Genomic DNA, 25,500 nt, shown 5'->3' with positions numbered 1-25,500 from the left:
TAATGTTGAAGGTTTTTGCCGATCGCGGTGGTACATTCACAGATATTGTTGCTGTTACTAACAATCAAGCAATTATAGACAGACTCTCAAGACATCCTGAACGTTTTTTAATTGTGACTCTGCCTAATCAGCAATGGATTATAGTCTACAAACTGCTTTCAGAAAATCCCGAACAATATCAAGATGCAGCCATCCAAGGTATACGGGATATTATGGGTATTTCCGGCAACGAATCCATTCCTACTGAAGCGATAGAAGTAGTAAAAATGGGGACAACAGTAGCAACAAATTCGTTATTAGAGAGGAAAGGCGATCGCATTATTCTTCTCATCACTAAAGGGTTTAAAGATGCGCTGCGAATTGGCTACCAAAACCGTCCTCATATCTTTGCCCGTCAGATAATCTTACCAACGATGCTTTATGAGCAGGTCATTGAGATAGATGAACGCTACGATGCTAACGGAAATGAATTAATCCCTATAAATATTGAACAAGTCAAAAGTGACTTACAAGCAGTTTACCATACAGGAATTCGGAGTTGTGCTATTATTTTTATGCACAGCGATCGCTATCCCAATCATGAACAACAAATAGCCCAGCTTGCCCAAGAAATCGGCTTTACGCAGATATCCGTATCCCATCAAGTTAGTCCCTTAATGAAGTTGGTTAGCCGAGGAGATACAACAGTAGTCGATGCTTATTTAACTCCTATTCTGCGGCGCTATGTCAACCAAGTAGCAAGTCAGTTACCCGGAGTAAAATTAATGTTCATGAAATCTAATGGCGGTTTAGTCGCAGCCGAACAATTTCAAGGAAAAGATAGTATTATAAGCGGCCCGGCTGGCGGTATTGTCGGCGCAGTGCAAACTAGTAAAAGGGCAGGTTTCGAGTTAGTTATTACCTTTGATATGGGAGGGACAAGTACAGATGTTGCCCACTTTAAAGGAGAGTATGAACGACAACTAGATTCAGAAATAGCTGGGGCGCGGATGCGAGTTCCTGTGTTAGCAATTAATACCATTGCTGCTGGTGGTGGTTCAGTTCTGTTTTTTGATGGTTCTAGTTATCGTGTCGGCCCTAAATCTGCTGGTTCAAATCCTGGGCCTGCTTGTTATCGACGTGGCGGGCCATTAGCGGTTACTGATGCCAATGTGATGTTAGGTAAAATTCACCCACAATATTTTCCCTCAGTTTTTGGCATTGATGGGAATTTACCTTTAGATAAAGATATTGTTATTCAAAAATTTACCCAATTAACCCAAGATATTCAAGCTGCTACATTAAATGATTGTACTCCCGAACAAGTAGCCGCTGGATTTATTGCGATCGCAGTGGAAAATATGGCGAATGCAATTAAAAAAATCAGTCTGCAACGCGGTTATGATGTCAGTCAATATGTGCTTTGTTGTTTTGGTGGTGCAGGTGGGCAAGTTGCTTGTTTAATTGCCGATACTTTGGGAATGAAAAAAATATTTCTACATCCTTATGCTGGCGTTCTCTCTGCTTACGGAATGGGATTAGCTGATATACGGGCAATTAGAGAAGGAGGAGTTGAACAACCTTTAACTCAAGCATTAATCCCTCAACTACAGCAGTTAATGAAGTATTTAGAAACCCAAGCTATAAGTGAAATAGATGAGGCATTGAGTCAAGTAGAAGTAATCCGAAAAACTAACTTAAAATATCAGGGGACTAACTCTACCTTGACAGTTAACTTTGCCGATGATGTGGTAGTGATGCGACAAGAGTTTGAGCCTGAACATCAATCTCGCTATGGTTTTATTCAATTAGAGAAAACCTTAATTGTCGAATCCGCTTCAGTGGAAGTAATTCAAAAAATGGATACTCCCGAAGAACCTTTAATTATTCGTACCCGTTCTTTAGATGAAGCCCCTGTATCTGTTGAGACAGTAAAGATGTTTGCTGCCGATAAATGGCACGATACTCCTGTTTATCGGCGGGAAGATTTACAACCAGAAGATAGTATTAATGGCCCTGCGATCGTTGTTGAAAAAATTAGTACGATTGTAGTTGAACCTAATTGGGAAGCCAGATTAACTGAACGCAATCATTTAATTTTGCAACGTCTTAGATAGAAATTTGTGATTTAATCTCATTAGCCGAAAATGCTAAGTTTCAGAAAAATATTCGGAGATTTTCAATGTTAAATTTATCTTCTCTTCCTTTGGAAATTTGCTAGCTTTGTCTAGATAGAAAGTTAAATACACCTGACTTAGAATAAAAGTGTGCTAATATCGATCGCAGTAAAGTTGATGTCTGCGGTATAGTTTCCGCAATATCTCATGCTAATTCAAGTTTTTTATCTAGAGAGCCAAGTAGCTCTGCTCAAGGAGGATGGCTGGTGTTAATAGTTCCAGCCATGAACGGTTAGATGTCGAGGCTACGCTAACCGAAGTTAAAAGGCTCCAATTTGACCGCGCACATCGTGACGCCTCTGGATTATTCTATATCGAAGGTGTGCGTAACTTTGTAAAAGTAATTGACAACGATTTTGACATTTCAGCGATCGCGTTTAGTGAGAAACTGCTCACAGCACCTTTAGCACGGAAACTAGTTCGGCAATCTCGGCGTTCTGGTGTTCCTTGCATCAGCCTTACACCCGAACAGTTTCGACGTGTTTCCCAAAGTGAACGTGCTTCTGGAGTTGGTGCAATTGTTCGTCAGCGCTGGTTCAAACTACGTGATATCTCGCCACAACCTGATTTGTGCTGGGTGGCTGTTGAAACTGTTCGCTCGCCAGGAAACCTCGGAACCTTGATTCGCACATCAGAAGCCGTTGGCGGTGCTGGCTTTATTTTTATCAAAGATAGCGTAGATCCCTTTGCTCCCGATGTTATTCGGGCATCTATGGGTTCGCTCTTTAACCAGAAGTTTGTACGCACAAGCTTTTCTGCGCTCCGTCACTGGGTACAGAACCACCGCTGTCCTGTTATTGGTGCTTCACCAGATGGGATGTCTGAATTTCATCAGTTTAATTATCCCAATTCTACTCTTCTTTTCCTGGGCGAGGAGCGCCAAGGCCTAACCCCAGAACAGCGAGACTTATGCCAGCATCTTGTTCGGATTCCGATGGTAGGTGCGGTTGACTCCCTCAATCTTGCTGTAGCAGGTAGCCTTTTAATGTATGAGGTTTATAGGTCGAGAACATAATATGTGAAGTGACACCCAACATCAATCAAGTTTTGTGTTGGGTTGCACTTGCTTAACTCAACTTATATCAACAAATGTTAAGTAATTCATTGAATTTAAACAAATAGAAATTAAAAATGTACACAACATCTCAACCCGATCCTGTTCGCTTAGAAATCTTTAAAAATCTCTATCAATTTATCGCCGAGCAAATGGGAATTGTGTTACAAAACACGGCCACATCTGTAAATATCAAAGAAAGGCTAGATTTCTCCTGCGCTATTTTTGACTCTTCTGGATTACTAGTTGCTAACGCCCCCCACATTCCCGTACATTTAGGCTCGATGAGTGAAAGTGTCCGCAGTTTAATTAACGATAAAGGCGACACCCTAAAACGGGGAAATGTCTATCTATCAAATAATCCCTATAACGGCGGTACACATCTTCCTGACGTAACTGCAATTACCCCTGTTTTTCTAGAAAGTGGAGAAAATTCTGCATCTACTCCCCTATTCTACGTCGCTTCTCGCGGACACCAAGCTGATATCGGTGGAATTACTCCCGGTTCCATGCCTCCCCACAGTACCACAGTTGAAGAAGAAGGAATTATTTTCGATAATTTTCTCTTAGTTGAAGAAGGAAATTTTCGAGAATCAGCAGTCAGACAGCACCTCTCAAATCATACTTATCCGGCTCGGAACCCTGACCAAAATCTAGCTGATTTAAAAGCACAAATTGCCGCCAATAAACGAGGAGTTCAAGAACTTTGTAAAATGGTTTTGCAATACGGTCTTGATACTGTTCAAGCTTATATGAAATTTGTACAAGCGAATGCTGAAGAATCTGTTAGACGTGCGATCGCAGTTCTTAAAAATGGCTCATTTACTTATAAAATGGACGATGAAGCACAAATTCAAGTTAAAGTAACGATTCACCCAGAAAACCGTAGTGCTACCATTGATTTTACAGGAACTTCTCTACAACTAAATAGTAATTTTAATGCTCCCAAAGCCGTAACTCAAGCAGCAGTCTTATATGTCTTCCGTACTTTAGTTGATGATAATATTCCTCTCAATGCCGGGTGTCTTAATCCTCTAGAAATTATTATCCCGGTTGGCTGTATGCTCAACCCAATCTATCCAGCCGCAGTAGTCGCGGGTAATGTAGAAACATCTCAAACTATTGTTGATGCTTTATATGGTGCTTTGGGTGTTATGGCTGCTTCTCAAGGAACGATGAATAATTTTACTTTTGGTAATGAGCAATATCAATATTATGAAACTATCTGCGGCGGCTCTGGTGCCGGAATTGATTTTGATGGCACTGATGGCGTTCATTCTCACATGACTAACTCCCGCTTGACCGATCCAGAAGTTTTAGAAACCCGTTATCCTGTACTTTTAGAAAGCTTTAGTCTTCGCCCTGATAGCGGTGGCAAAGGAAAATATTCAGGTGGTAATGGAGTTGTCCGCCGCATTCGATTTCTAGAACCGATGACAGCTAATATTCTCTCTGGTCATCGGGTTGTTCCTCCCTTTGGATTAAACGGTGGGGAAGCAGGAAAAGTAGGCCGCAACTGGATACAACGTCAGAATGGAATTGAAGAAAATTTAGACAGCACAGCAACAGTAGAGATGAAAACTGGAGATGTTTTTGTGATAGAAACTCCTGGCGGCGGTGGTTTTGGTAAACTCTCTTAATCTTAATAATCAAAAATTACTATAAGCTGGCTTCAACTTCCTTAGAAAATTGAGCATAGCTGAAACTACAGCATCCGGTGACTCAATCAAGAAGCCATGACCACCACGTTCGATGACTACAAGTTCAGCATTGGGAATACCTTGAGCAAGTTGCTGAGAAAACTTTAGCGGAGTGAGAATATCTTGTTTACCAACCATAACTAAGGTAGGACAATAAATTTGTTTGAGGCGGCCTGTTGTATCACTGTTAAGGATGGCTTGGCTGTGATGATAGAGTGAATAAGTTGCAGGCGGGAAAGGATATCTGATCGCAAATTCAATCAGACCTTCGATCATTCCAGGAATTGAGTAGAATGCATCTGTAAATATCCAGGGCAAAACGACTTTTTCATAAAGTTTCAGGTCTACATTACTAGGAAGTTCGCCCCAAGTCTCGATGATGCTGTTGAATAATGCATCACCTTTTGCCACAGATGAAAGTAGCATCAGACTTTTTACCTTTTCAGGGTGTGCTAATACTAACTCTTGGGCTATCTGACTACCCATTGAATGACCTGCTAGATGCACCCGATCGATGCCGATGCGATCGAGCAATGCTGCAACGTCACCAGCCATCTGTTTCAGACTATAGGGATTTTCGGGAGCAGAACTTCTCCCCATACCTCGGTTATCCAGGCGAATGACTTGATACTGCGAAACCAGCGATGGCATAATCAGCGACCAATAAGCATGATCGCAAAGGAAGCCAGCTATTAATAGTAAAGGCTCACCCGTTCCCTTAATGTCGTAGAACAAATCAATCCCGTTAATCTGAACCTTGGGCATAGTAAATAATTTTGCTAAACCTTATTTTTAAACAGCGATAGACAAGGCTCAACTCCTACGTTTTAAATTTCTCGTCCACCGGAATCTGATAGCCGTTGGCGAGGCGATTGGTCATATTGGCAGTAGCTGCGATCGCCATTAGTTCCCCGAACATAGTATCATTCATACCCTTGGCACGCGCTGCCGCTGTGTGCGAGGCGATGCAATACTCACAGCCATTCGTCGCACTCACGGCAATATAAATCAATTCGCGCATCAGTGGATCGATCTCACCAGGGCTAACCATCACTTCCTTTAACGTTTGCCACGTTCGTTGCAGAGTAGGAGGATGGTTGGCTATGGCTTTCCAGAAGTTATTGATGTAGTCATTCTGACGTGTAACGCGGATGTCGTCATACACTGCACGTACTTCGTCGCTGGCTTCTTCGTATTCGATCAGCTTAGTCATGTTTTAATTCCATATAGTTTCCCCAGCGAGTGGGAACCCTTAGATTGTAATACTGAGTTGCAATTAAAGATAGTAATATCATGTCCCTTTGACATCCTGTCTACAAACGACTTGGCATAGACTAGCATTTCTTGGGCGATCTACTAGAACAGACTAAACAGGAAATTTACACTATCTTGTCAGAGAAATAGGTAGGGTAGTCCATGAAAAAATTCCTACAGCGTATTAAAGCATTACTCAAACGTATCCTCAAGAGGTCTGCATCCAATTCTCAGCAACCATCGCATCTAATAAATACTCGATTAGAACCTTCTATTCCAACTGTTTCTCCCCGATGGGAGTCTGGTTTGGTGCTTGTGTGTTCGCAATGTGCAAACGAGCAGTCAGGCTCAACCGCTTCCGAAGACTTAGAGAATTGGTTGAAATCTCGTTTAAAGTTTGAGGGATTATGGGGTGAATTTCGGGTAGTTAGCAGCAGTTGTTTAGGAGTTTGTCCACGGATGGGTATTACTGTAGTTATTGTAAGTAATGGAAGTCACGGGAATAGCCCATGTTTAATTGTCAATGCTCGGAGCGATCGCGAACTTCTCTATTCATATATCAAACAGAATAAAGACTGACTGCAAAGGTTGTTTATCTTGCACTATATTTTGCTCAAGTGGCAAATAAAAAGGGGGTGAATATTTTAATTCACCCCTTTTTTCAGGTCATCAGGGAGGTAAAGAATACTTATCCAACCCGTATTAGTGTTATTCCAATCTAAAAAATTATTCTTTTAAACGAGGTATATTTGGTCTTACAAAGGTAGCTGAGGAATTAGCACTTCGGGCATTAGTGCTTGAAGAAGCAGTAGTTGGCGAACTAAGATTCAAGAAATCAATCAGTTTAAGGGTACGATTACGAATTTTCCAGCGCCCATTTCTGTTGACGACTTGATCTTCATAAGTGCCATTAGCAACATCAATGCTGGTTTCCGAGCGTTTGTGAGTCGCATGGAGGTAAGAAGTCATCGTTGCTTGATTATTTTGAACTGAAATGTTTATTGTACCCATCAAGTGTTGAGTAGCTGTATAACCATTTCCTTGAAATACTGAGTAAACAAAATCTGCCCAAGAATCTGTCCCATAATTTGTTTGAGTTGCCCCATCAGGAAAAATGGCAGTGAGAACTGCATCTTGAGTAAAACAATCCCGATAAATATTCTTTCCTTCTTGGAGATTTCCTCTACCAATGGCGTCAGTTCCCAGAGCGTAACAGGATGTTAATTTTTGAATTTCTAGTTCTGTGTTAGGTTGAGCTGCACTTGCTACCTCAAACTTACCTCCAACAAACAGCACAAGAGTGACTGCAAGCACAATCAAAGTTATACGATTTAACAGAAACGAAATAGCCTTGGAAACTATTCCCCTATTTTCTCTTCTCTTTTCCACAAGATGACTCCCTTAATTATTTACGATTTTCGCATCTTGTACTTTACCAAAAACTAAAGTTTGAGCTAATAAATTTAGCTCATAAAAACTGACTAAATGCTTGCAGACTTCGCTAGCAATTACGTTTTATACCCGCTAGAAAATGTATTTTCTAGTATCTATGTACAAGATTTGATGTATACAATTAGTTATAACAGTTAATTAATAAGTTACAAGTGTTAATTGCAACTAAGTTTGTGTTGATTTGATTAAGTAATAAAGTTACCACTTACATAGTTTGATTAACAGTAAAATGAAATTAATTCTACCAATTATAAAAAACTAAATAGAATTACTCTAGCAATCCTAAAAGATTCATGATAAAATTCTCAACTGGAAGCATCCCAAATGTGTAAAAACATATTTTGTCATTGCGAACGCTCCATTCGCAATGACTAATTCTAATTTGGTAAATTTGCATTCATTGGGATGCTCCCTCTCAACTTATTTGAAAAGTCGAGAATCCGGCTACAACTATCAAAAATCCTTTATTCTCCCAAAATAGGAATAGAAATTATAAATTGTGTTCCTTTTCCCAAAACTGATTCACAAATCAAATTTCCACCATGATTTTCAACTATTATTTGCCGACTAATAGATAATCCTAATCCCGTACCTTTTCCTACGCATTTGGTAGTAAATAAATTCTCAAAAATACAGGATTTAACTTCTTCAGGCATTCCTTTGGCATTATCTTGAATCTTAATTACTACATTTTCATTATCTACTTGTAGATTAGTTTCAATCGTAATAATATTAGGATATGTTTCTTGAATTTCTAAAAAATCACGTCCTATATTTGCTTCTTCTAAAGCATCAATTGCATTTGCAATAATATTCATAAACACTTGATTTAATTGTCCCAAATAGCATTTTACTGATGGGATATCTGCATATTTTTTAATAATGTAAATGGCAGGACGATTACGATCGGCTTTCAGACGATGTTGTAAAATCAGCAAAGTACTATCAATGCCTTCATGAATATTAGCTAATACTTTAGAGGTAGTATCAGCACGAGAAAACGTGCGGAGAGAGGTACTAATATTACGAATGCGCTGTGTTCCCACTGTCATACCATCAATCATTTTAGGTAAATCTTTTATCAGAAAATTTATATCTATCTCTTCGGCTTTTTCTTCAATTTCAGCGCCAGGATTGGGGAATTGTTCTCGGTACAGTTGCAGATAGTCTATTAAATCTTTAACAATATCTTTTGCTTGGGCAATACTACCTGTAATAAAACCAATGGGGTTGTTTATTTCGTGTGCTACGCCTGCAACTAAATTTCCTAGAGAAGACATTTTTTCACTTTGGATTAGTTGTAGTTGCGCCTCTTGTAAATCTTTTATCGATTGTTCTAATTCCTTAGATTTGTCTTGCGCTTTTGTGTATAAGCTGGCATTTTCTATAGCAATAGCCATTTGAGAAACTAAGACTTTTAATATCTCTACCCTTTCTAGAACAAAAGCCCCTGATGATAACTGATTCTCTAAATAAATAATACCAGTAAGATGTGATTGATACATAATGGGCAAACAAAATATTGATTTTGTTTGAGATTTTTGAATATAGATATCAAAGTTAAAAGGTTCTGTAGTTGTTGAATCATTTAATACAAGATATTGCTGAGTTCGGAGAACATAATTAATCACAGAGAGCGGTAAGTCCTGATAGTTTTCAACAGGAATAGAGTGTAAAACTGTCACCACATCGTTAGTAGCATTTCCCGAAGCTTCAATATATAAGTGATTATCTTTAAGTAGGAGTAGTACTGCTTTTTGTGCAGCAGCGTTTTCTAGTAAAATTTTGATCAGCTTACCCAATAAATTTTCTAAAACAATTTCATTGGTAATTGCTTGTGAAAACTTGATGAATGCATTAAAATCTAGAAAATCGCTCAAGCTGTTATTAGTAGTAGTGTTTGTTGTAATATGAGTTGTATCAATTTTTGAACTAGTGTTCTCTATAGTAGTAGTTTGTCCTACCAGGAAAATATACTTTGATTCTAAGTGTTTAAGTTTAGCGATCGCACCCCAACGAATATAGGCATAATAGGCTTTAGTTATATAAGTTTGATGAATTAATTCTTTACCTAAAGATTGATAGAATTTTCCAGCTAACTCATAGGCTAAAGCTTCTTCTTGGAGAAAACCGTTTGCTTGAGATTTGGCAATCGAGTTTTCATAATAGTCCATTGCTTCTAGCTTTTGACCCAAAACCTGACACCGTTCTGCCTCCACGAGATAAAATCTGTGTAAGTGATTGGTGGGAGCATGAGTAGCCCAGAGTTCCATCTTTTCCTGATTAGCTTGAACTTTTTTTAGAATAGCTTGCTTCTCAGACTCTTTAGCAGTATGATATATTGCCAAGTGGGCTAAAGAATCGTAGAAATAAAACACTGGGACAACAAACAAACCTGTAACACCACCTAAAGATTTTTCTGCGATCGCAGCATTTTCTACAGCTTTAAAATACTCTCCAAATATGTAAGAGAGCATTAGCTTATTAACAAATAAATGGTTAATTGTGTAAAGATCATTTACTTGCTGATGAATTGGGAGCATACTTTGCTCGTTGTAGGCTTCTCCAATTAAACAGTCCGCATTTTCAAAATTTCCTTTCAAGTTCATAACTGTTTGCAAATACACTGAGTTCCAAGTGAAAGCTACTTGTTGATTGATTTTTTTCAGCGAATCACAATAAGCTATCAGTTCTTTTTCTAGAACCCAAAGTTCTTTACCAAGCCAAAATGAATGATAGGGATAAATGTAACCACAATAACCAGCATATTCTAAATCTCCAGTCTCCAGACCACTAGAATATCCTGACATTGATGATGTTAATGTCTCTCTAATATGCTCTTTCCAATGCATAACATGGGCACTAACAACCGTCAGAATTTTCGCCTTAAGTTCTTCAGCATTAAATTGTGACACCAGACGTGAAGCTAATTTCCCAAATTCATAGCCAGAATCAATTTCTCCTTGAATTCCACAAAGAAGTAATCCATAAAGACTATAACCATAAGCAGATACAGCCGTATTTCCATACCTTAAAGACAAATTAACCATTTTACAGACAATAATTGGCATCATTGCCGGAGCAGTTTGAAAAGCCGCAGGTAGAACTCCCATTAAGATTCTCATGGCTGCAATCTTGTTAGGATCGTTCATTAATGGTAAATTAATTAAATCTGCAATGGCTTTCCCTTTCAAAGAAGTAGCAATTTCATCCATCCCCTGCTTAATATCAGTTGATGTCGGTTCGTCTGGAAAACTTATTCCTAACAATTGCAGAATTGATACTGCGGTTTGAATAGCTTCCAATTGCTTGCTTTGAATGATAGAAGCGATAATCTGTACTTCATAGACTTTCACTTTATCTAAAAGGATTTTGGCTTCTTGCTGCACCACCTCAGCCCATTTTTGCATCTGCTCAAAATCACCACCCAAATAGGCTGCTTCTGCGGCTCCTTCATATAAACCAATGGTTAAGGTATATTCCGTTTGCCAAGCATCTATATTTAAAAGTTCTATCCCATTTCTGAAGTATTTAAGAGCAGCTTCGTAAGCTGTAGAAGCTTTAGCTTTTCGTCCTGCAATTAAATTTAATCGTGCCAATTCAGTTTTTTCAAATTGTTCTATCAGGTTAACAATACCTACATTTAACTGATTGACGATATCAAAAATATTAGCTTCTATTTCCTCTTTAGGTATATTTTGAAGAAGCAATTGCCCAATTCTCAAATGAGTAGATTTCTTAAGTTCTTCTGGAATTAAGGAATATGCTGCTTGCTGTACTCTATCATGCAAGAACTTGTAACCCACCCGTGAAGTGTCGAAATTTAAATTAACCGCTTCTTCTTGATTAAAAACTAAAGGAATGCGGTAAGCTTCACTTAAAGGCAGAATTAATCCCGCTTGCAAAGCCGAGTGTAAATCATTCGCTGTCAAAGAAGGTGATTTTTCATTGACTATCGATAAAATATCCAGACTAAATCTGTCGCCTACGCAAGCTGCTAATTTTAAAACATCTTGGGTAAGCTTTGGTAGTTTCTCAACTCGGCTGGCAACTAACTCAACTACATTTTTATCGGTAATTCCAATTGCCTGAATATCCTCTAAACTCCATTGCCATTTAGCATTAGCAAAGTCAAATTTTAACAGTTTTTCTTGATGAAGTGCCTGAATTAATTGGGTTATGAAAAATGGGTTTCCACCTGTTTTGTTACAAATTAACTCAGCTAGCTTAATAATTTCCTTGTTAAAGGCTCTCGTTTCTTCATCCTGCTTAACCTCTGTTTCTTGGAGAGTTTCGGCAACTAGCTGAGTTACATTATCTAAATTTAAAGGTTGCAATATAAGATTATTAACAATCGTACCACTATTTTTAATTTCTTCCATCTTTTGAATTAAAGGATGGGCTGAACTAACTTCATTATCTCTATATGCCCCAATAAATAGAAAGTATTTGCTATCGCTATCAGTTATGAGCAGTTGAATTAGATTTAAAGTAGCTGAATCTGCCCATTGTAAATCATCTAAAAATATGACTAATGGGTGTTCTTTTTGAGTAAAAACTTGGATAAATTCTTTAAAAACATGATTGAAGCGATTTTGTGATTCTGTTGCACCAATTTGGGTAACTTCCGGCTGTGTACCGATGATTAATTCTACTTCTGGAATTACGTCAGTAATAACTTTTCCATTTGTCCCTAAAGCTAATAATATTTTACTACGCCATACTTCTATTTTTTCATTATTCTCGGTCAGCAAATACCGCATTAAATATGCAAAGGCTTGAATTAAAGAAGCATAAGGTATATTCCGTTTTAACTGGTCAAATTTACCAGATATAAAGTACCCTTGTCTGCGAGTAATCGGTTTATTAACTTCGTTGACTAGAACTGATTTGCCAATCCCAGAATAACCAGAAACTAGCATCATTTCACTAGTTCCAGATGAAACTCGCTCAAATGCAGCTAAAAGTTCATTAACTTGTTCTTTACGACCATATAATTTTTGAGGAATTAATAACTGGCTCAATATATCCAAACGACCTGGAACAAAATCAGTAATGATTCCCTTAGTTTCTAACTGCTTGAGACATGATTCTAAATCTGCTAATAATCCTGTAGCACTTTGATATCTGTCTTCCGCATTTTTTGCCATCAGCTTCATCACAATTTCAGAGATGGCGGTAGGAACTTGTGAATTTAATGATTGTGGGTTTCTCGCTTGAACTGCAATGTGACTATAAACTACTTCTAGGGGGTCTTGGCTAACAAATGGTGTTTTATCAGTGAGCATTTCATATAAAGTCACACCAAGGGAATAAAAGTCAGTACGATAATCAAGAATGCGATTCATTCTTCCAGTTTGTTCAGGAGACATATAGGCAAGTGTGCCTTCAACGCAGTTAGGGTTATTAAATTGAGGATTTTCTTTATTGAGAAGGGAGGCTATACCAAAGTCGGTGAGTTTAACAATACCTGTCTGGGAGTTAATTATGATATTATTGGGTTTGATATCTTTATGAATAATCTGGTGTTTGTGCAAATAATCTAAAGCTTGAGTCAGTTGAATAGCAATTTTTAAATGGTTAATTAAGTCAAGTTTTTTTGTTTGGAGCAGTTGAGATAAAGACTGACCACCAAAGTCTTCTAACAATAATCCCACACGGTTTTCAAAGGTTTCTAGACTGATAGCTTTAACTATATTGGGATGGTCTAAACCTTGCTGAATTTGATACTCATTTTTAAGGCGAGTAAAGGCTTCAAGGGTCGGACATTCATTTTTAAGTAACTTGAGGATAACTCGCTGTTGCGTCTTTGGCGTTTGTGCTTGATAAATAATTGTTTGGATTCCTTCGTGGAGAGTCGAGTTGATTTGGTATCCAGTAAGATTTGGCATTGATTTTTGATTATAAAGTTATAAAATTAGCATCATCCCTGTTCTATCGTGAAAGAGATTCTAGTTTAATATTCCCAGTACGTAGAAAATTATTAACATTGCGCTTCAGTATTAAAGGGTTGTAAATTAAAAAGCGATTATTTCCTGGTAACGGAAACTAACGGCTAAAATCTGACTGTAACTTTTAGGCCAACCGCAGATAAGGACACTTCTGTAAAAATCCAGATGCCTTATTATGGGCATCCAAATTATGAGTATGCGTTGGCGTAGGTCGAATAATGCCGCCAAATAGGTCATCTAACCCGTAGGGTGTAAAAAATTGCCATTGTCTTTGAGCATTTAGTCGAACTCCCACAGCAGTAGCGGTGTGCAGCCAATCCGTGATGCCATCCTCTGTACTAGTATAAGGTCTGCTACCAAGACGCCAACGAGCAAAACTGGCTTGATTTTTGACATCAAACTCGTCATCAGGAAATTGTTCTGTGAGAGTCGCCTTTGCTGCTATTTCTTGAGAACGGTTCCCCTCTATATCAAAGAATGCAATATCAAAATCTTTAATACCTAACCCACAGTCATTACCAAAAATTGAAGACCAAACGGTGTTTCGGACTGCACCCCCGGCTAACCACCAGTTAGGTAGATTTAGTTGAGCGATCGCAGGTAATACTGTATTAATACGTGTATCAGCTAAAATCATCTGTAGGCGAGTGTTACTATTCATATCAAATTTCTGGGATTGTCAAGTATAAGGTGAAAATATTATCATTCACATTTCATTAAACTTAGGGTGTTGATAGTCCTGTTGTGAGACTTCGCAGGTCAATGTTTATCAGGAGAACTTCTGTAGTCATAGTATAAAGAAAACAAGTTAAACAGAAGGTTAAATTGTGAATTTATAATTTAGAATTTTTATTTATGGAAGATTTATTTGCGCGACTAGAACGCACACTCAATCCTGAACTGCCAACTCTTGCAGAGTCACAACAACAACTCCTCCAAGAACTCACTATTGATGAAAATCAACCCGGTACGATTCTGCATGACTTTCAAACCCTGATAGATTTCTTACAACAAAACGGAGTGGAAGTTAGTAGTATTAATAACCTGCTACCGCTAAAAGTCCTATCAGAAGTTAATTCTCGGTTAAGTCACCCAATTGAAACTAAACTCAAACGCCCCGTACAGAAATCATACCCCTACATTAATGCACTATATCTGTTATTACGCAGTTCTGGAATAGCCCAGATTAAATCCCAAGGGAAGAAGCAGGTTTTAGTTTTAGATGCAGCAACTTTGCAATCATGGTCAAGCCTCAATCTAACAGAACGCTATTTCAACTTATTAGAAGCTTGGTTGATTTGGGGAAATAACGAAGTTTTGGGCGAACATCAAGATTCATTAGGGAACTTATTTAGATGTATCCAACTTTGGCCTCGCGTCCCAGATAAAGGTTTAAATTTTCCTAAATATGAAGATCAAAACAATATTAGTTATTACCCCGGACTGCATAATGTTGCCTTGTTAGAGTTATTTGGATTGTTATCTATAAAACATGGCAAACCACAAGAAAGTAAGGGGTGGCGTATTACTAGTTTACAACGTTTACCCTTTGGTGATGCTCTGTTGCAATTACTTTTTCCACTGGGTATACGAGGAGAATTACAGGATGATGTGAATGTGACTTTTGGAAAATTGCAGTCACATTTTCAACCCTTTTTTCCAGAATGGGAGCATAATTTACTTGTTCCCAAGCAAGGCTTCACTGATGGTATTTATATTTTCAAAGTATCCCTTTTTAAGGCTTGGCGACGTATTGCCATACCAGCAAAAAAACCATTAAGCTGGCTAGCAGAGATAATTCTCGATGCTTTTGATTTTGATTACGATCACCTGTACGAGTTTAGTTATAAAGACCATTTTGGTCGCATCATAAAAATCGGTCATGCCTACATGGAAACACCCCCATTTGCCGACCAAGTGCAGATTGGTGATTTATCTCTAGAACCGGGTGGTAAAATGACCTATCTTTATGATTTTGGTGACAACTGGAAATTTGATGTGCAGTTAGAAACAATTAATCCACCTGATAACAAAATCAAAAAACCGAAGATTTTAGAAGTTTACGGAAATGCACCTCAACAGTATTGGAGTGAGGATGATGAATCGGATGAGGATGAAGAATGAAGAAGATTTAGGAAAGTGTAGATAATCAAAAGTTTCTCGTATTCTCATCTCTTCTGTTTGTGTCTATTAAAACCCGCTTTAAGATTGAGATAGTTTTAGTTACAATAAGGCAATACAAATTAGCAGGAGATAAAATCTGTGAATCTTTCATATACTGGAGGTTGTCAATGTGGACAGATTTGTTATGAAATTAATGCCGAACCGTTAACACTTTATCTATGTCACTGCAAGGAGTGTCAGAAACAATCTTCTAGTGCTTTTGGAATGTCTCTTACAGTATTACGAGATGCTGTTGTAATTGTTCAGGGAAAACCAAAAGCTTGGACTCGGAAAAATGATAGTGGACGTGAAGTAAATAACCTATTTTGTGGCGACTGCGGAACGCGATTGTTCCATGAAAGGACTTACAATTCAAATACTATCAATGTCAAAGCTGGAACCTTAGATGATACAAGTTGATTACGCCCAGTGGGTAACATTTGGACACGCAGTGCCCAATCATGGATGATAATTTCAGACCAATTGCTCAACTATGATGGGCAACCAGAAGATACGCAGGCTTTATGGGAAAAATAGAAACAACAATATCCATAAATGCATAACTCCTGATATTAGACATTATACTTATGATACTTAAAGTATCTAACTTATCATTGTACTAAAGAAGATAATAATAAAGTTTTACTGGTAAAATGCTTTAATGAACATATTAGATTATTTAAAACAGTAATAGTAAACTCAAATTATAAGTTCATTTGTGTATCATATATAATTCCAGTTGTCTGCAAATCGTTAATAAAGCTAACACACTATTAATATTTCACATGAAAGCTTACTGGACATTTCTAATCAAGTAATGTAAGTGAAATTGGATAAGTAAGGCGATTTTGGTTCATTTTCAACACTTTTAACAGTTATTTCTAGACAAGCTTGATGAAAAACGATACACCGCAAGAATTGAACCCAGACCAAGAAATTGGACGCTTGATTGATGAGGTAATGTCTTCATCTCTGACTGATGAACAGTACCGCAAAAAGATGCAGCGACGTAAAGAAGTGCAAGACAAGCGCATAGCAGAAGCTGTACCAGAAAAAGGGTTAATTATTGTAAATACTGGTAACGGTAAGGGTAAAACCACTGCGGCTTTGGGGATGGTGTTGCGATCGCTCGGTCATGGGTATAAAGTAGCGATCATTCAATTCATCAAAGGTAGCTGGGAACCTTCCGAAAAAAGGGTTTTCAGCTATTGGGAAGACCAGATAGAATTCCACGCAATGGGTGAAGGCTTTACCTGGGAGACTCAAGACCGCGATCGCGATCTTGACAAAGCTAGCGCCGCCTGGGAAAAATCATTAGAATACATCCGCAACCCAGACTTTCATCTAGTGTTGTTAGACGAAATCAATATCGCCCTCAAAATGGCTTATTTACCAGTAGAAGACGTTTTAGCAGGTTTGGCACAAAAACCCGCTAACAAACACGTTATTCTCACAGGTAGAGGCGCACCACCTGCTTTAATTGAGTGTGCTGACTTAGTAACTGAAATGACTCTAATTAAGCACCCTTTCCGCGATCAAGGTGTGAAAGCACAACCGGGAATTGAATATTAAATCAGAATTCAGGACTCAGAATTGTTAAAAAACGAGGTTTCCGACTCAGCAGAGATTCAGAAACCTGGTTTTTAATTCTCGTATGTCATACCAATTTGAAAAAAGAATGCAACAGATAATAGATATCACCAACCCTGCTGCCTTACTAAGGGGTGCGCTATCAGCGCAGGTGAGCTTATGTGTCGTAAACATTTTTTGAATTGGTATCAGATGTGGAAAAGCAGATTACGCCTATATACAGCAGATTTCAAGTTGATGAGATACAAAGTTTTAGTTCTGAATTCTGCTGTAAGCTCCATTTGTTACTTCTTATTCCAAAGACTTAAAAATGCTTGAGAGATGGCTGGGGTAATCTGACTTTGTAAGTGATTTAGTGCATCACGATGGTTTGCATTATTGTCATCATAATAAGTAAAAAGATTAGTCAGCTTGACAATCTCAGGATTTTGATCGTTTGTCCCTCTCCATTTGTTAGTAACTTTGTGTAAAACGTCCTTGGGTAGATTTTGTTGTAAGTTATTTAACGCTGCAATGTAAGAAGGACTTTGAGGATTTTTTTTGAATTGAAAGCACAAATCTATCAGCTTTAGTTGTGACTGAGGCGGAGTCTGGGGTTTATCTGTGAGACTTGGTTGCTGTAGAATTTGCCGCTGTTCAATAGTAGCAATCCCATTTTCAGTTAAACCCTGAGATTTCTGAAATTTCTTGACTGCTGTATAAGTAGCTGGTCCATAAAAAGGCTTATCTGGAGGAATTTCGGCATTGGTTGCAAAACCGTGAAACTTCAATCTATTCTGAAGCCCTTTCACTGTATCTTCCATAACAGTTCGAGTCTTTACATCAGCATTACCATTAACCACAAGTTTTTGTGAGTACTGTTTCTGAAACTTTTTAATAGCTTCTTCAGTAGGATCGTCTGTCAAGGAGTTGTTATTCCGCTTCCAGGGAGCAAATTTAGTCAGATCCGGCTTAGGATCAATCTCAGAAGCTAAATATCCCAATCCGATCAATATATGACGGATCACTTCAGGGCTACTAACGGCCATACTTTTTGGTTCCTTTGCGATTAAACTACCATTTAATGTATCTGGTTTTACAAAAATTAGGTAAGTAGAAATAAATAAATCTAACATTTCTTATTTGCAAGACGTTCCGAAGCTTAAGCGATGTGTGACGACAAGCTGCAACTCTTTGAGACGTTCGACGTATGCGACTACAGAGGGTGAAAAAGAAAGAGATGCGATCGCTTATTCTCAACTATTAATGATACTACGTGTTAGGGACACACAGATGTGCGCAGACAATTTTACAAAAGGCTTCAGGTAAATATAATATTGGATATTATCGTCAAGGTAGCTCCAATATCAAACAGCGCCAGCGGCCATCGCAAAAACATCGCTCAATTACTACCAGCGAAAAAAGCAAACTCCCGGTTAATATTCCAGCGCTTCCCATCGTGAAGCAGCAAGGTTAATTTGTCAGCAGTAAACTCAAAATACAACTGACGATTTTCAAATTCTGGCCAAGTAGCTTTAAAATTCTGCTTTGTTAAATCCCGAAATGCAACCGTTAAATGGGGTGCAAAAGGGCGGGTTTTAGAAACCTTGTCAACAATTCTCAAGTTGCTTTCTGTATAAGCCATTAAATCAGCTTGCAAAGTTAAAAGCTCTTGACTTCTGACGACATTAATGTAGATGACACGAGGTGCAAAGGCATTAAACCCTTTCAGTGTAATTGCTACTTGCTGTTGTTCACTGGCAAACTCCTTCAAGGATGCTTCTAACAGTGGCAAGTTATCATCTGCCCATTCAAAGGGCGGTTGCAGGGTAATATGAGGCGGAGACTTTAGCGCCCCGCTACTAGTATAGCGATCGGCAAAGTACTGCTTAATCTCGTTGGCGTAGTCTTGAATATCTTGCGGTGGTATGAGGGCGACAAAAAAACGACTCATAATTAATTATTTGGGGTTGCATATTTGCGGGATGATTTTACTATTTTTGTGGGATGGGCAACATGAGCGTCCCTTGTATTTCCGGGCGGGCAGGATGCCCACCCCACAAGAATCATCCCTTAATTCAGCAACGCCAATTATTTTTATTGCTTAGTAATTGGTGGTTAATGGGAAAACTTAGGAAAGGCGGATCGAGTTGGGACTTGCTCCGCCATATTGTTTACCGAAAGAGAAAATTAAATGAGCGATCAAATTTTTCTGTCCGATGAGGATGTTGTTTCTATGACTCAGGATGCTAACTTGACTGGGACTTCAACATCAACAGGTGAAGAATTGATGGAGACTGTGGTAAATTTGGTATTTCAGAACACCAGCTTACAACAGGACGAGGCTGAAGCCTGGGCTGCAAATGGCGTGAACTGTAAGGTTTTACTGGCTCAGGGTGGCGGCTGGCAGAAAGGTAAAATCCGAATTCGCTTTGAATTTATTCCTGATAAGCCCACACCAACAAAACCACTGATTCCCACGAACTCGGCATCTCCACTGGATGATCTGCGATCGCACCTAGAAGTCTAACATTCACAGATGCGTTGCTTCTGCTGTTTTAGTGAAATCTTCAGTAAATCGTTATAGTTCGTGTATATTGCTACTCAAATGCTACTCAAAAATAGTCATAACTAAAGCAGGATGTTGTTGTAATTGGAGTTAAGAAGCCAATGCCGTGGTTTGTAAAAATTGAAGAGGGGAAAGTTGATAAACCTACCTTTGACCAATATGTACCTGCTCACAAAGCCTACATTCGGGAATTGATTACTAAAGGACACAAAGCCCGAACAGGCTATTGGGTGGAACAAAGAGGCGGAATGTTACTATTTGAGGCTGCCTCAAAGGAGGAAGCAGAAACGATTGTAGCTGATGATCCCTTGGTAAAACACGGCTGCGTCAACTATCAGCTTTATGAATGGCGAATTGTTATGGAATGACACACACTTACTGACTTTTCATGTTATGGTTATTGAAGACCTGGATCTATGCGATCGCAACACCCAAATCTTGTCAGAACCGGAAGGTAGCAGCAACACGGGAGGCTTGTGGTAGGCGTAGTCTCCGGGTCGCCCTATTTTTAGGAGCTGTCAGCAACCATGCCTGGTTTTGGAGATATTGTTCAAAAAGCTTTTTACCTCGGTGTTGGATTAGCTTCTTACGCGGGTGAGAAAGCAGGGGGAAAATTAGCCGAAGTGCGATCGCAAGTCCAAAAACTGGCAGATGAAATGGTGGCAAAGGGCGAAATGAACACCGAAGAAGCCCGCCGCTTCGTTGAGGACATGATGAAGCAAGCCCAACAAGCGCAACCATCTGTTGAAACCTCACCAGAAACGCCGGCTTCTCAACCTCGCCGCATTGAAATTTTAGAGGAAGATGAAGAGCCAACGGTGAAAGAGGCGTCAAATGATGAGAATGTAGATAAATTGCGCGATGAAGTGCTAAAGCTGCAAGACGAGTTAAAACGATTGCAACGCGATCGATAAAAAGCATTGTTTGCTCGACATATAAGTAAAAAGTGGCATTTTGACATGACACTTCAGATAAAAACTTGATAAGATACATTGCCTAGTGTGTATTTTAGTGCTTCAAGCCAGATAGCACAAAGCGTCCTGTTTATAGCCTGCAAAGGTGTCAAGTTTATGGAACAGTGGCAAAAAGATTTAGTAGAAATCGTCGAAACAGTGGCTGATGAAGTAGAGCGCTTCTTCCTGGGAATGAGTGAAGTGGTAGACGCATTTTTTGAGCTAACGGAAGAAGTCAGCGAGCAAGTACACAATAATATTGTTACGGAAGTGGATCAGTATCTACAGGATTTGGCTGAACCGATGTTAGAAGCTTACTGGGAACTGGAAGACATTGTAGGAGATGTCGATCCGGGTTTTCCTTATTCAGTTGAACCTACATCTGAAAAAAATCCTGCCTGTATTGGTTGTAGTCATTACCACGGTCAAGTTTATGGTGGTAATTTATTAGTTTGTGCTATGCATCCCCACGGTTGTGAGGATGAGAATTGTCCAGACTGGGAGAAGGAAGAGTATTAAGAGGCAAAGGGGCAGGGGGCAGGGGGCAGGAGGCAGGGGGAGTAAATGACAAATTACAACTAAAAACTAACAACTGAGAAATGACAACTGATAAATTATCTGAAAGTGCATCCCAGGCAAACCAAGAAATGAAGTATGGCGAACGCGACATTGCGGAAGGTAAACTAATTACCTTTCCGAATCCGCGTGTGGGGAGGCGATATGACATTAGCATCACTTTGCCGGAATTTACTTGTAAATGTCCGTTTTCCGGTTATCCTGACTTTGCGACAATTTACGTTACATATATTCCTAATGAACGGGTAGTGGAATTGAAGGCGCTCAAACTTTATATTAATAGTTATCGCGATCGCTACATTTCCCACGAAGAATCTGCTAATCAAATTTTGGATGATTTTGTGGCTGCTTGCGATCCGTTGGAAGTCACGGTAAAAGCAGATTTCACGCCTCGCGGTAATGTACATACTGTAGTTGAAGTGCGTCACCAAAAGTAACATCATTACTGATGAGCGCAGATGGAATTAATCAGCTTCATTCAGCAATTTTCTGCACGGCAGATTGCACTTGAATCACAACTTTTTTTGATAAAGGAATATATCCAAGTTCCAAACTGGATTTTTGCCCGTCAATCACAGCCCAATTCACAAAGTTTTTCAGTGCTTGAGCTTTGACTCGGTTTGGATATTGGTGATAAGTTAAAAGCCAGCTGTAAGTGACGATGGGATAAGACTGGGCACCTGTAGGATCGGTGATAAAAGCAATCAAGTTATCACTTGGTAATTTCACTGCTTCTAAAGTTTGTGCTACAGATTCTGGTGTCGGCGTAATATAATTACCAGATTTATTTTCTAAAGCAGCCACAGGAAGCTTATTTTGTTTGGCGTAAATGTATTCTACATAGCCAATAGCTCCTGGTATCTGTTGAATCAGGGCGGTAACACCTTCGTTACCCTTTCCACCAACTCCCACTTGCCATGCTATCGATTTACCAGCCCCAATTTTGCTTTTCCATTCTGGACTTATGGCGCTTAGGTGTTGTGTGAACACGCTTGTAGTTCCACTACCATCAGTTCGGTGGACAACTTGAATTGGTAAATCGGGCAAACTTACACCTGGATTAGCTGCGGCTATTTTAGGATGATTCCAATTCTTAATTTTTCCGAGAAAGATATCTACGTAAACTTGGCGTGGTAGCCTGAGAGCAGTTGGCACATTTACTTGAGGCGACTGCTGTGCAACTGGTTTGAGGTTATAAGCCAACACAATAGAACCGGCTGTTAGAGGTAAAGCAATCACTCCCCGTTTGATTTTGCCTGCTTGTTCATTTGTAATTCCCACATCACTAGCTGCAAAGTCCACAGTACCTTCGATGAGTTGTTGCACTCCAGCACTGCTCCCTATAGCTTGATAGTTAATTTGTACATCAGGATGTTGCTGGTTATAATCTGCAAGCCAGCGCTCATACAAAGGTGCAGGAAAACTTGCCCCTGCACCAACGAGAGAAATATGGTTGATGTTTTGATTATTCGCAGTGCAAGAAGCGATATTTAACAAGATAGCGATTAGGGGTAAAAGGTAAATGCGTCCCTTAAATTGAAGTTGAGCAGATATAGAAATCTTTTGTTCCAATGTTGAATAAATACCTCTAGTAATTTTCTAATTAATTGTAAATAACTTTGAAACGCAGAGGAGCGCAGAGGTTAACGCAGAGTAACGCAAAGTCATCCTCTGCGTTACTCTGCGATTTCCTTTGCGCGACGGCAGTCGTTACAACGGGGAGGCAGCGCGGTCTTGGGGGTTCCCCCCATGAGCGACTGCCGTGGGAACCCCCAAGACGCGCTGCCTCCCCTCCGCGTTTAAACTTCAATCGCCGCCTCTTTCTCCTCACCTTTTGGCTGTGAACTCAGCCGGTCTAAAATATCTAAAACTTCTTGTTCAAAAGCAACTTGGGCGCGATTAGTTTTGCCACCAATATACAAGCGATCGCCTTTTTGCAATGCCCAGATTTGCGAGTGGGAAAAGTAACTCATCACCACACCCAGCATGAGCAAGCCAAACCCTGTGTAAACAATTGGGATGCCTGGATCGGCTTTAATTTGTAAGCCAGTGCTACCAATAACATCCAAAATTTTCAGCTTCACGCCATTAACTTCGGTGAACATCCCAGCACGGACTGTATCAACAAGTTTGCCAGTGGCATCATAAATTAATACCATCCCTTGCAAGTCTTTAGCTAACAAAGAGACACCTTCGCTCAAATCCGGTTTAGTAGGAACCCAAGTTCCCCAAATGCGCCCGTTACCGTTGGTGTTCAATTGCGCCATCGGTAGCTGAAAAATTGGGCTGTTGTTAAATTGGACGCGAACACCTGCAATTCCCCAATCAGTTTGATAGAAAGTTATGCCCTGATAGCGCAGAGGTTCGTTGACAAAAATCTTCTTGTGGTCAATTTCCTTTCCCTGATTATTCAAGACAGACATATCTGAATAAAATTGATCGATGCCGCCAGATGGAGTGTAATCAATCCAAAAACGATTGACTCGCACAGACCAATCTTTCGAGATTTTTGCGGCTATTGGCCCAGCATCGACAATATTTGTGACTTGAAATGTATCGCCACTAGCAACCATTTCCTGAGCGAGAAATCCAGTCATTGCCCCCCAAATTCCCCCTAGCAAAATAGCAACGATGCCAATATGAACAATAATTGGGCCGATGCGTCCGACTATTCCTTTGCGGGCATAAAGGAGATTTTCTTTTTCTTGATTTGGAAAAATTTTATAGCGGTGTTTCTGTAATATTTGGCTGAGAGAATTTAGGGAACCAGTATCTAGTTCTGTGCTTAAAGCTAATTTTTGAAATTGTCGTGGTTCTTCGTAATATTTCCACCGCTGGGCAGCTTTTAGGGCTGGCAACTGACGGGTAAATGAACAAGCAGTTAAGCTAGTGCCAAATAAGATGAGTAATGCCAGAAACCACCAAGTACGATATACATGGTCTAATCCAACTACTTGAATTACCTTCCAAGTTAAGAAACCAAACAAAGCTGGATGTTCTGGGTAGTTGGCTTGGTAAAATGCGGGTGACTGACCTTGTTCAATTACAGTGCCGGTAGAGCTAAAGATTGCAATCAATAGCAGTAGTGCGATCGCTAATCGTAAATTAGTCAGTACAGGCAAAAGCTCTTGGCGTAAGAACTTCCCAGGTATCGCCCACCATTTTAATTCTTGGGACGCTGAATCTTCTAAAGTCATTAGGTGTAAAATCTAACAAAGGTATTGATATTAAAAACTGCCGAGGGGAATCCGAGAAATTAAGGAAAATACACCGAATCCTACCAATAGCGCCCCGCTAACTGGGTTAATCCAACCAGACCAGCGACGCAATTCCAGTAATTTTTTAATTGAAGCTGTAAAAGTACCCGCTAAAATCAACGGTGCTACATAACCAGCTGTATAAGAAAGTAGCAAAACAGCGCCTAAAATTAAGTCTTGTGTACTAGCAATCCAACTTAACAAGCTCGCTAAAACAGGGGTGCTACAAGGGGATGCGACTAAGCCGAAAGTCAGTCCCAGTAGATAGGAACGCAATCCTGTTGGCAAATCTGGCGAAATCCAATTCGTTTCATTCAAGGATGGAAATTGTATAGGCAGTGCTTCTAATAAGTTCAGCCCCATGAGAATAGCGATAATGCTGACGATAATCGGCAAACCAATTCCCACTTGACCGTAGACTTTTCCGACCAAACCTGCTATTATGCCTAGTCCTGCCAATGTAGTTGCTAAACCTAAAGCAAACCAAGTTGATTGTGCAGCTGCTTGCAAGCGGCTTTTGGCTTCATAACCACCGATGTAACCAATGGTAATTGGCAGCATAGAAAGCATACAGGGTGTGAGACTGGTAAGCAAGCCAGCGGCAAAGATGATACCAACGCTTACCACGCTAAGGTGTGTCAGTTGGCTAGAAACAAGGCTGTTGGCAAATTGTTCTAATTGGTAAATTTGGGTTTGCAGGTTATCAAACATGGGGAGTTTCTGAGCGGGAAATGCTTACTCTGCTTGAATTTTAGCTTACTTTTGGTTTTTGAGTCAGCAGAAGTGATTATCCGAAGCTGATATCATTTAAATTTCATCTGCCCAAGGAAATGTATCTAAAATACA

22 protein-coding genes and 1 other RNA gene are annotated in these 25,500 nt (G+C 39.5%); 13 read left to right on the top strand and 10 right to left on the bottom strand.

Going from position 1 to position 25,500, the window contains the following annotated elements:
* Nucleotides 1-2 precede the first annotated feature (2 nt).
* The 3 genes from V7K44_RS32580 (at nt 3) to V7K44_RS32570 (ending at nt 4,850) form a co-directional block, all read left to right on the top strand.
* Complete coding sequence (locus tag V7K44_RS32580; protein ID WP_334938150.1) at nt 3-2,096, top strand: hydantoinase/oxoprolinase family protein; 2,094 nt, start codon at nt 3-5, stop codon at nt 2,094-2,096.
* Between the two features lie 259 nt (nt 2,097-2,355).
* Complete coding sequence (locus V7K44_RS32575) at nt 2,356-3,171, top strand: TrmH family RNA methyltransferase (RefSeq protein ID WP_334938148.1); 816 nt, start codon at nt 2,356-2,358, stop codon at nt 3,169-3,171.
* 116 nt (nt 3,172-3,287) lie between these two features.
* A complete protein-coding gene (locus V7K44_RS32570) occupies nt 3,288-4,850 on the top strand; it encodes a hydantoinase B/oxoprolinase family protein (RefSeq protein ID WP_334938146.1) in 1,563 nt (520 codons plus the stop codon).
* 9 nt (nt 4,851-4,859) lie between these two features.
* Here V7K44_RS32570 and V7K44_RS32565 read toward each other — a convergent pair whose 3' ends face one another.
* Nucleotides 4,860-5,675, bottom strand: coding sequence for an alpha/beta fold hydrolase (locus V7K44_RS32565; protein ID WP_334938144.1), 816 nt, complete (start codon nt 5,673-5,675; stop codon nt 4,860-4,862).
* Between the two features lie 55 nt (nt 5,676-5,730).
* Nucleotides 5,731-6,123 carry a carboxymuconolactone decarboxylase family protein gene (locus V7K44_RS32560; RefSeq protein ID WP_292728612.1) on the bottom strand — a complete coding sequence of 131 codons (393 nt, stop codon included), beginning with the start codon at nt 6,121-6,123 and terminating at the stop codon, nt 5,731-5,733.
* 203 nt (nt 6,124-6,326) lie between these two features.
* Between V7K44_RS32560 and V7K44_RS32555 the strand changes: the two genes are divergently transcribed.
* Nucleotides 6,327-6,743 carry a (2Fe-2S) ferredoxin domain-containing protein gene (locus V7K44_RS32555; RefSeq protein ID WP_334938142.1) on the top strand — a complete coding sequence of 139 codons (417 nt, stop codon included), beginning with the start codon at nt 6,327-6,329 and terminating at the stop codon, nt 6,741-6,743.
* A gap of 147 nt (nt 6,744-6,890) precedes the next feature.
* On the opposite strand, the gene V7K44_RS32550 is transcribed toward V7K44_RS32555, so the two are convergent.
* The 3 genes from V7K44_RS32550 to V7K44_RS32540 all read right to left on the bottom strand — a co-directional run bounded on the left by V7K44_RS32550 (nt 6,891) and on the right by V7K44_RS32540 (nt 14,228).
* Nucleotides 6,891-7,553, bottom strand: a complete 663-nt coding sequence (locus tag V7K44_RS32550) for a nuclear transport factor 2 family protein (protein ID WP_334938140.1) — start codon at nt 7,551-7,553, stop codon at nt 6,891-6,893.
* Nucleotides 7,554-8,080: 527 nt separating this feature from the next.
* Nucleotides 8,081-13,507 carry an ATP-binding sensor histidine kinase gene (locus V7K44_RS32545; protein ID WP_334938138.1) on the bottom strand — a complete coding sequence of 1,809 codons (5,427 nt, stop codon included), beginning with the start codon at nt 13,505-13,507 and terminating at the stop codon, nt 8,081-8,083.
* A gap of 184 nt (nt 13,508-13,691) precedes the next feature.
* On the bottom strand, nt 13,692-14,228 hold the full coding sequence (locus V7K44_RS32540; RefSeq protein WP_334938136.1) for a nucleotidyltransferase family protein: 537 nt from the start codon (nt 14,226-14,228) through the stop codon (nt 13,692-13,694).
* A 194-nt stretch (nt 14,229-14,422) separates the two neighbouring features.
* On the opposite strand from V7K44_RS32540, the gene V7K44_RS32535 reads away from it, so the two are divergent.
* The 3 genes from V7K44_RS32535 (at nt 14,423) to cobO (ending at nt 17,302) form a co-directional block, all read left to right on the top strand.
* Nucleotides 14,423-15,691: a plasmid pRiA4b ORF-3 family protein gene (locus V7K44_RS32535; RefSeq protein ID WP_334938134.1), complete on the top strand. Its 1,269-nt coding sequence runs from the start codon at nt 14,423-14,425 to the stop codon at nt 15,689-15,691.
* A 138-nt stretch (nt 15,692-15,829) separates the two neighbouring features.
* Nucleotides 15,830-16,150 (top strand): GFA family protein, encoded by a 321-nt coding sequence (locus V7K44_RS32530; protein WP_334938132.1) that lies wholly within the window; start codon nt 15,830-15,832, stop codon nt 16,148-16,150.
* A 474-nt stretch (nt 16,151-16,624) separates the two neighbouring features.
* On the top strand, nt 16,625-17,302 hold the full coding sequence (gene cobO / locus V7K44_RS32525; protein ID WP_334938130.1) for a cob(I)yrinic acid a,c-diamide adenosyltransferase: 678 nt from the start codon (nt 16,625-16,627) through the stop codon (nt 17,300-17,302).
* Between the two features lie 302 nt (nt 17,303-17,604).
* On the opposite strand, the gene V7K44_RS32520 is transcribed toward cobO, so the two are convergent.
* Nucleotides 17,605-18,348 carry a peptidoglycan-binding domain-containing protein gene (locus tag V7K44_RS32520; RefSeq protein WP_334938128.1) on the bottom strand — a complete coding sequence of 248 codons (744 nt, stop codon included), beginning with the start codon at nt 18,346-18,348 and terminating at the stop codon, nt 17,605-17,607.
* A gap of 353 nt (nt 18,349-18,701) precedes the next feature.
* The gene (locus V7K44_RS32515; RefSeq protein ID WP_334938126.1) at nt 18,702-19,253 is read right to left on the bottom strand and encodes a 2'-5' RNA ligase family protein; all 552 of its coding nucleotides are present in this window, start codon (nt 19,251-19,253) and stop codon (nt 18,702-18,704) included.
* Between the two features lie 240 nt (nt 19,254-19,493).
* Between V7K44_RS32515 and V7K44_RS32510 the strand changes: the two genes are divergently transcribed.
* From V7K44_RS32510 to queF, 6 genes are all read left to right on the top strand, one after another.
* A complete protein-coding gene (locus V7K44_RS32510; protein WP_334938124.1) occupies nt 19,494-19,829 on the top strand; it encodes a KGK domain-containing protein in 336 nt (111 codons plus the stop codon).
* A 140-nt stretch (nt 19,830-19,969) separates the two neighbouring features.
* On the top strand, nt 19,970-20,236 hold the full coding sequence (locus tag V7K44_RS32505) for a YciI family protein (RefSeq protein ID WP_094350336.1): 267 nt from the start codon (nt 19,970-19,972) through the stop codon (nt 20,234-20,236).
* Nucleotides 20,237-20,273: 37 nt separating this feature from the next.
* An RNA gene (gene ffs, locus V7K44_RS32500) (signal recognition particle sRNA small type) lies at nt 20,274-20,370 on the top strand.
* A 25-nt stretch (nt 20,371-20,395) separates the two neighbouring features.
* Nucleotides 20,396-20,782, top strand: coding sequence for a phasin family protein (locus V7K44_RS32495; protein ID WP_334938122.1), 387 nt, complete (start codon nt 20,396-20,398; stop codon nt 20,780-20,782).
* 156 nt (nt 20,783-20,938) lie between these two features.
* Entirely contained in the window at nt 20,939-21,340 is a 402-nt protein-coding gene (locus V7K44_RS32490; protein WP_334938120.1) for a hypothetical protein, read from the top strand.
* Between the two features lie 80 nt (nt 21,341-21,420).
* Nucleotides 21,421-21,834: a preQ(1) synthase gene (gene queF / locus V7K44_RS32485; RefSeq protein ID WP_334938118.1), complete on the top strand. Its 414-nt coding sequence runs from the start codon at nt 21,421-21,423 to the stop codon at nt 21,832-21,834.
* 37 nt (nt 21,835-21,871) lie between these two features.
* Here queF and pstS read toward each other — a convergent pair whose 3' ends face one another.
* From pstS to V7K44_RS32470, 3 genes are all read right to left on the bottom strand, one after another.
* Entirely contained in the window at nt 21,872-22,969 is a 1,098-nt protein-coding gene (gene pstS / locus V7K44_RS32480; protein WP_334938116.1) for a phosphate ABC transporter substrate-binding protein PstS, read from the bottom strand.
* 227 nt (nt 22,970-23,196) lie between these two features.
* Nucleotides 23,197-24,594 (bottom strand): cytochrome c biogenesis protein, encoded by a 1,398-nt coding sequence (locus tag V7K44_RS32475; protein WP_334938114.1) that lies wholly within the window; start codon nt 24,592-24,594, stop codon nt 23,197-23,199.
* 30 nt (nt 24,595-24,624) lie between these two features.
* The gene (locus V7K44_RS32470) at nt 24,625-25,365 is read right to left on the bottom strand and encodes a cytochrome c biogenesis protein CcdA (protein WP_334938112.1); all 741 of its coding nucleotides are present in this window, start codon (nt 25,363-25,365) and stop codon (nt 24,625-24,627) included.
* Nucleotides 25,366-25,500: the final 135 nt, after the last annotated feature.

It is taken from the genome of Nostoc sp. (genome assembly GCF_036917235.1).
Lineage (GTDB): Bacteria > Cyanobacteriota > Cyanobacteriia > Cyanobacteriales > Nostocaceae > Nostoc.
Note: the sequence above shows the minus strand (reverse complement) of the source record. Positions and strands in the feature narration are given on the sequence as shown.

Coding starts and splice junctions, on each gene's coding strand:
- V7K44_RS32580 (WP_334938150.1), top strand. CDS start 3: ATGTTGAAGGTTTTTGCCGATCGCGGTGGTACATTCACAGATATTGTT.
- V7K44_RS32575 (WP_334938148.1), top strand. CDS start 2,356: ATGGCTGGTGTTAATAGTTCCAGCCATGAACGGTTAGATGTCGAGGCT.
- V7K44_RS32570 (WP_334938146.1), top strand. CDS start 3,288: ATGTACACAACATCTCAACCCGATCCTGTTCGCTTAGAAATCTTTAAA.
- V7K44_RS32565 (WP_334938144.1), bottom strand. CDS start 5,675: ATGCCCAAGGTTCAGATTAACGGGATTGATTTGTTCTACGACATTAAG.
- V7K44_RS32560 (WP_292728612.1), bottom strand. CDS start 6,123: ATGACTAAGCTGATCGAATACGAAGAAGCCAGCGACGAAGTACGTGCA.
- V7K44_RS32555 (WP_334938142.1), top strand. CDS start 6,327: ATGAAAAAATTCCTACAGCGTATTAAAGCATTACTCAAACGTATCCTC.
- V7K44_RS32545 (WP_334938138.1), bottom strand. CDS start 13,507: ATGCCAAATCTTACTGGATACCAAATCAACTCGACTCTCCACGAAGGA.
- V7K44_RS32540 (WP_334938136.1), bottom strand. CDS start 14,228: ATGAATAGTAACACTCGCCTACAGATGATTTTAGCTGATACACGTATT.
- V7K44_RS32535 (WP_334938134.1), top strand. CDS start 14,423: ATGGAAGATTTATTTGCGCGACTAGAACGCACACTCAATCCTGAACTG.
- cobO (WP_334938130.1), top strand. CDS start 16,625: ATGAAAAACGATACACCGCAAGAATTGAACCCAGACCAAGAAATTGGA.
- V7K44_RS32520 (WP_334938128.1), bottom strand. CDS start 18,348: ATGGCCGTTAGTAGCCCTGAAGTGATCCGTCATATATTGATCGGATTG.
- V7K44_RS32515 (WP_334938126.1), bottom strand. CDS start 19,253: ATGAGTCGTTTTTTTGTCGCCCTCATACCACCGCAAGATATTCAAGAC.
- V7K44_RS32510 (WP_334938124.1), top strand. CDS start 19,494: ATGAGCGATCAAATTTTTCTGTCCGATGAGGATGTTGTTTCTATGACT.
- V7K44_RS32505 (WP_094350336.1), top strand. CDS start 19,970: ATGCCGTGGTTTGTAAAAATTGAAGAGGGGAAAGTTGATAAACCTACC.
- V7K44_RS32495 (WP_334938122.1), top strand. CDS start 20,396: ATGCCTGGTTTTGGAGATATTGTTCAAAAAGCTTTTTACCTCGGTGTT.
- V7K44_RS32490 (WP_334938120.1), top strand. CDS start 20,939: ATGGAACAGTGGCAAAAAGATTTAGTAGAAATCGTCGAAACAGTGGCT.
- queF (WP_334938118.1), top strand. CDS start 21,421: ATGACAACTGATAAATTATCTGAAAGTGCATCCCAGGCAAACCAAGAA.
- V7K44_RS32475 (WP_334938114.1), bottom strand. CDS start 24,594: ATGACTTTAGAAGATTCAGCGTCCCAAGAATTAAAATGGTGGGCGATA.
- V7K44_RS32470 (WP_334938112.1), bottom strand. CDS start 25,365: ATGTTTGATAACCTGCAAACCCAAATTTACCAATTAGAACAATTTGCC.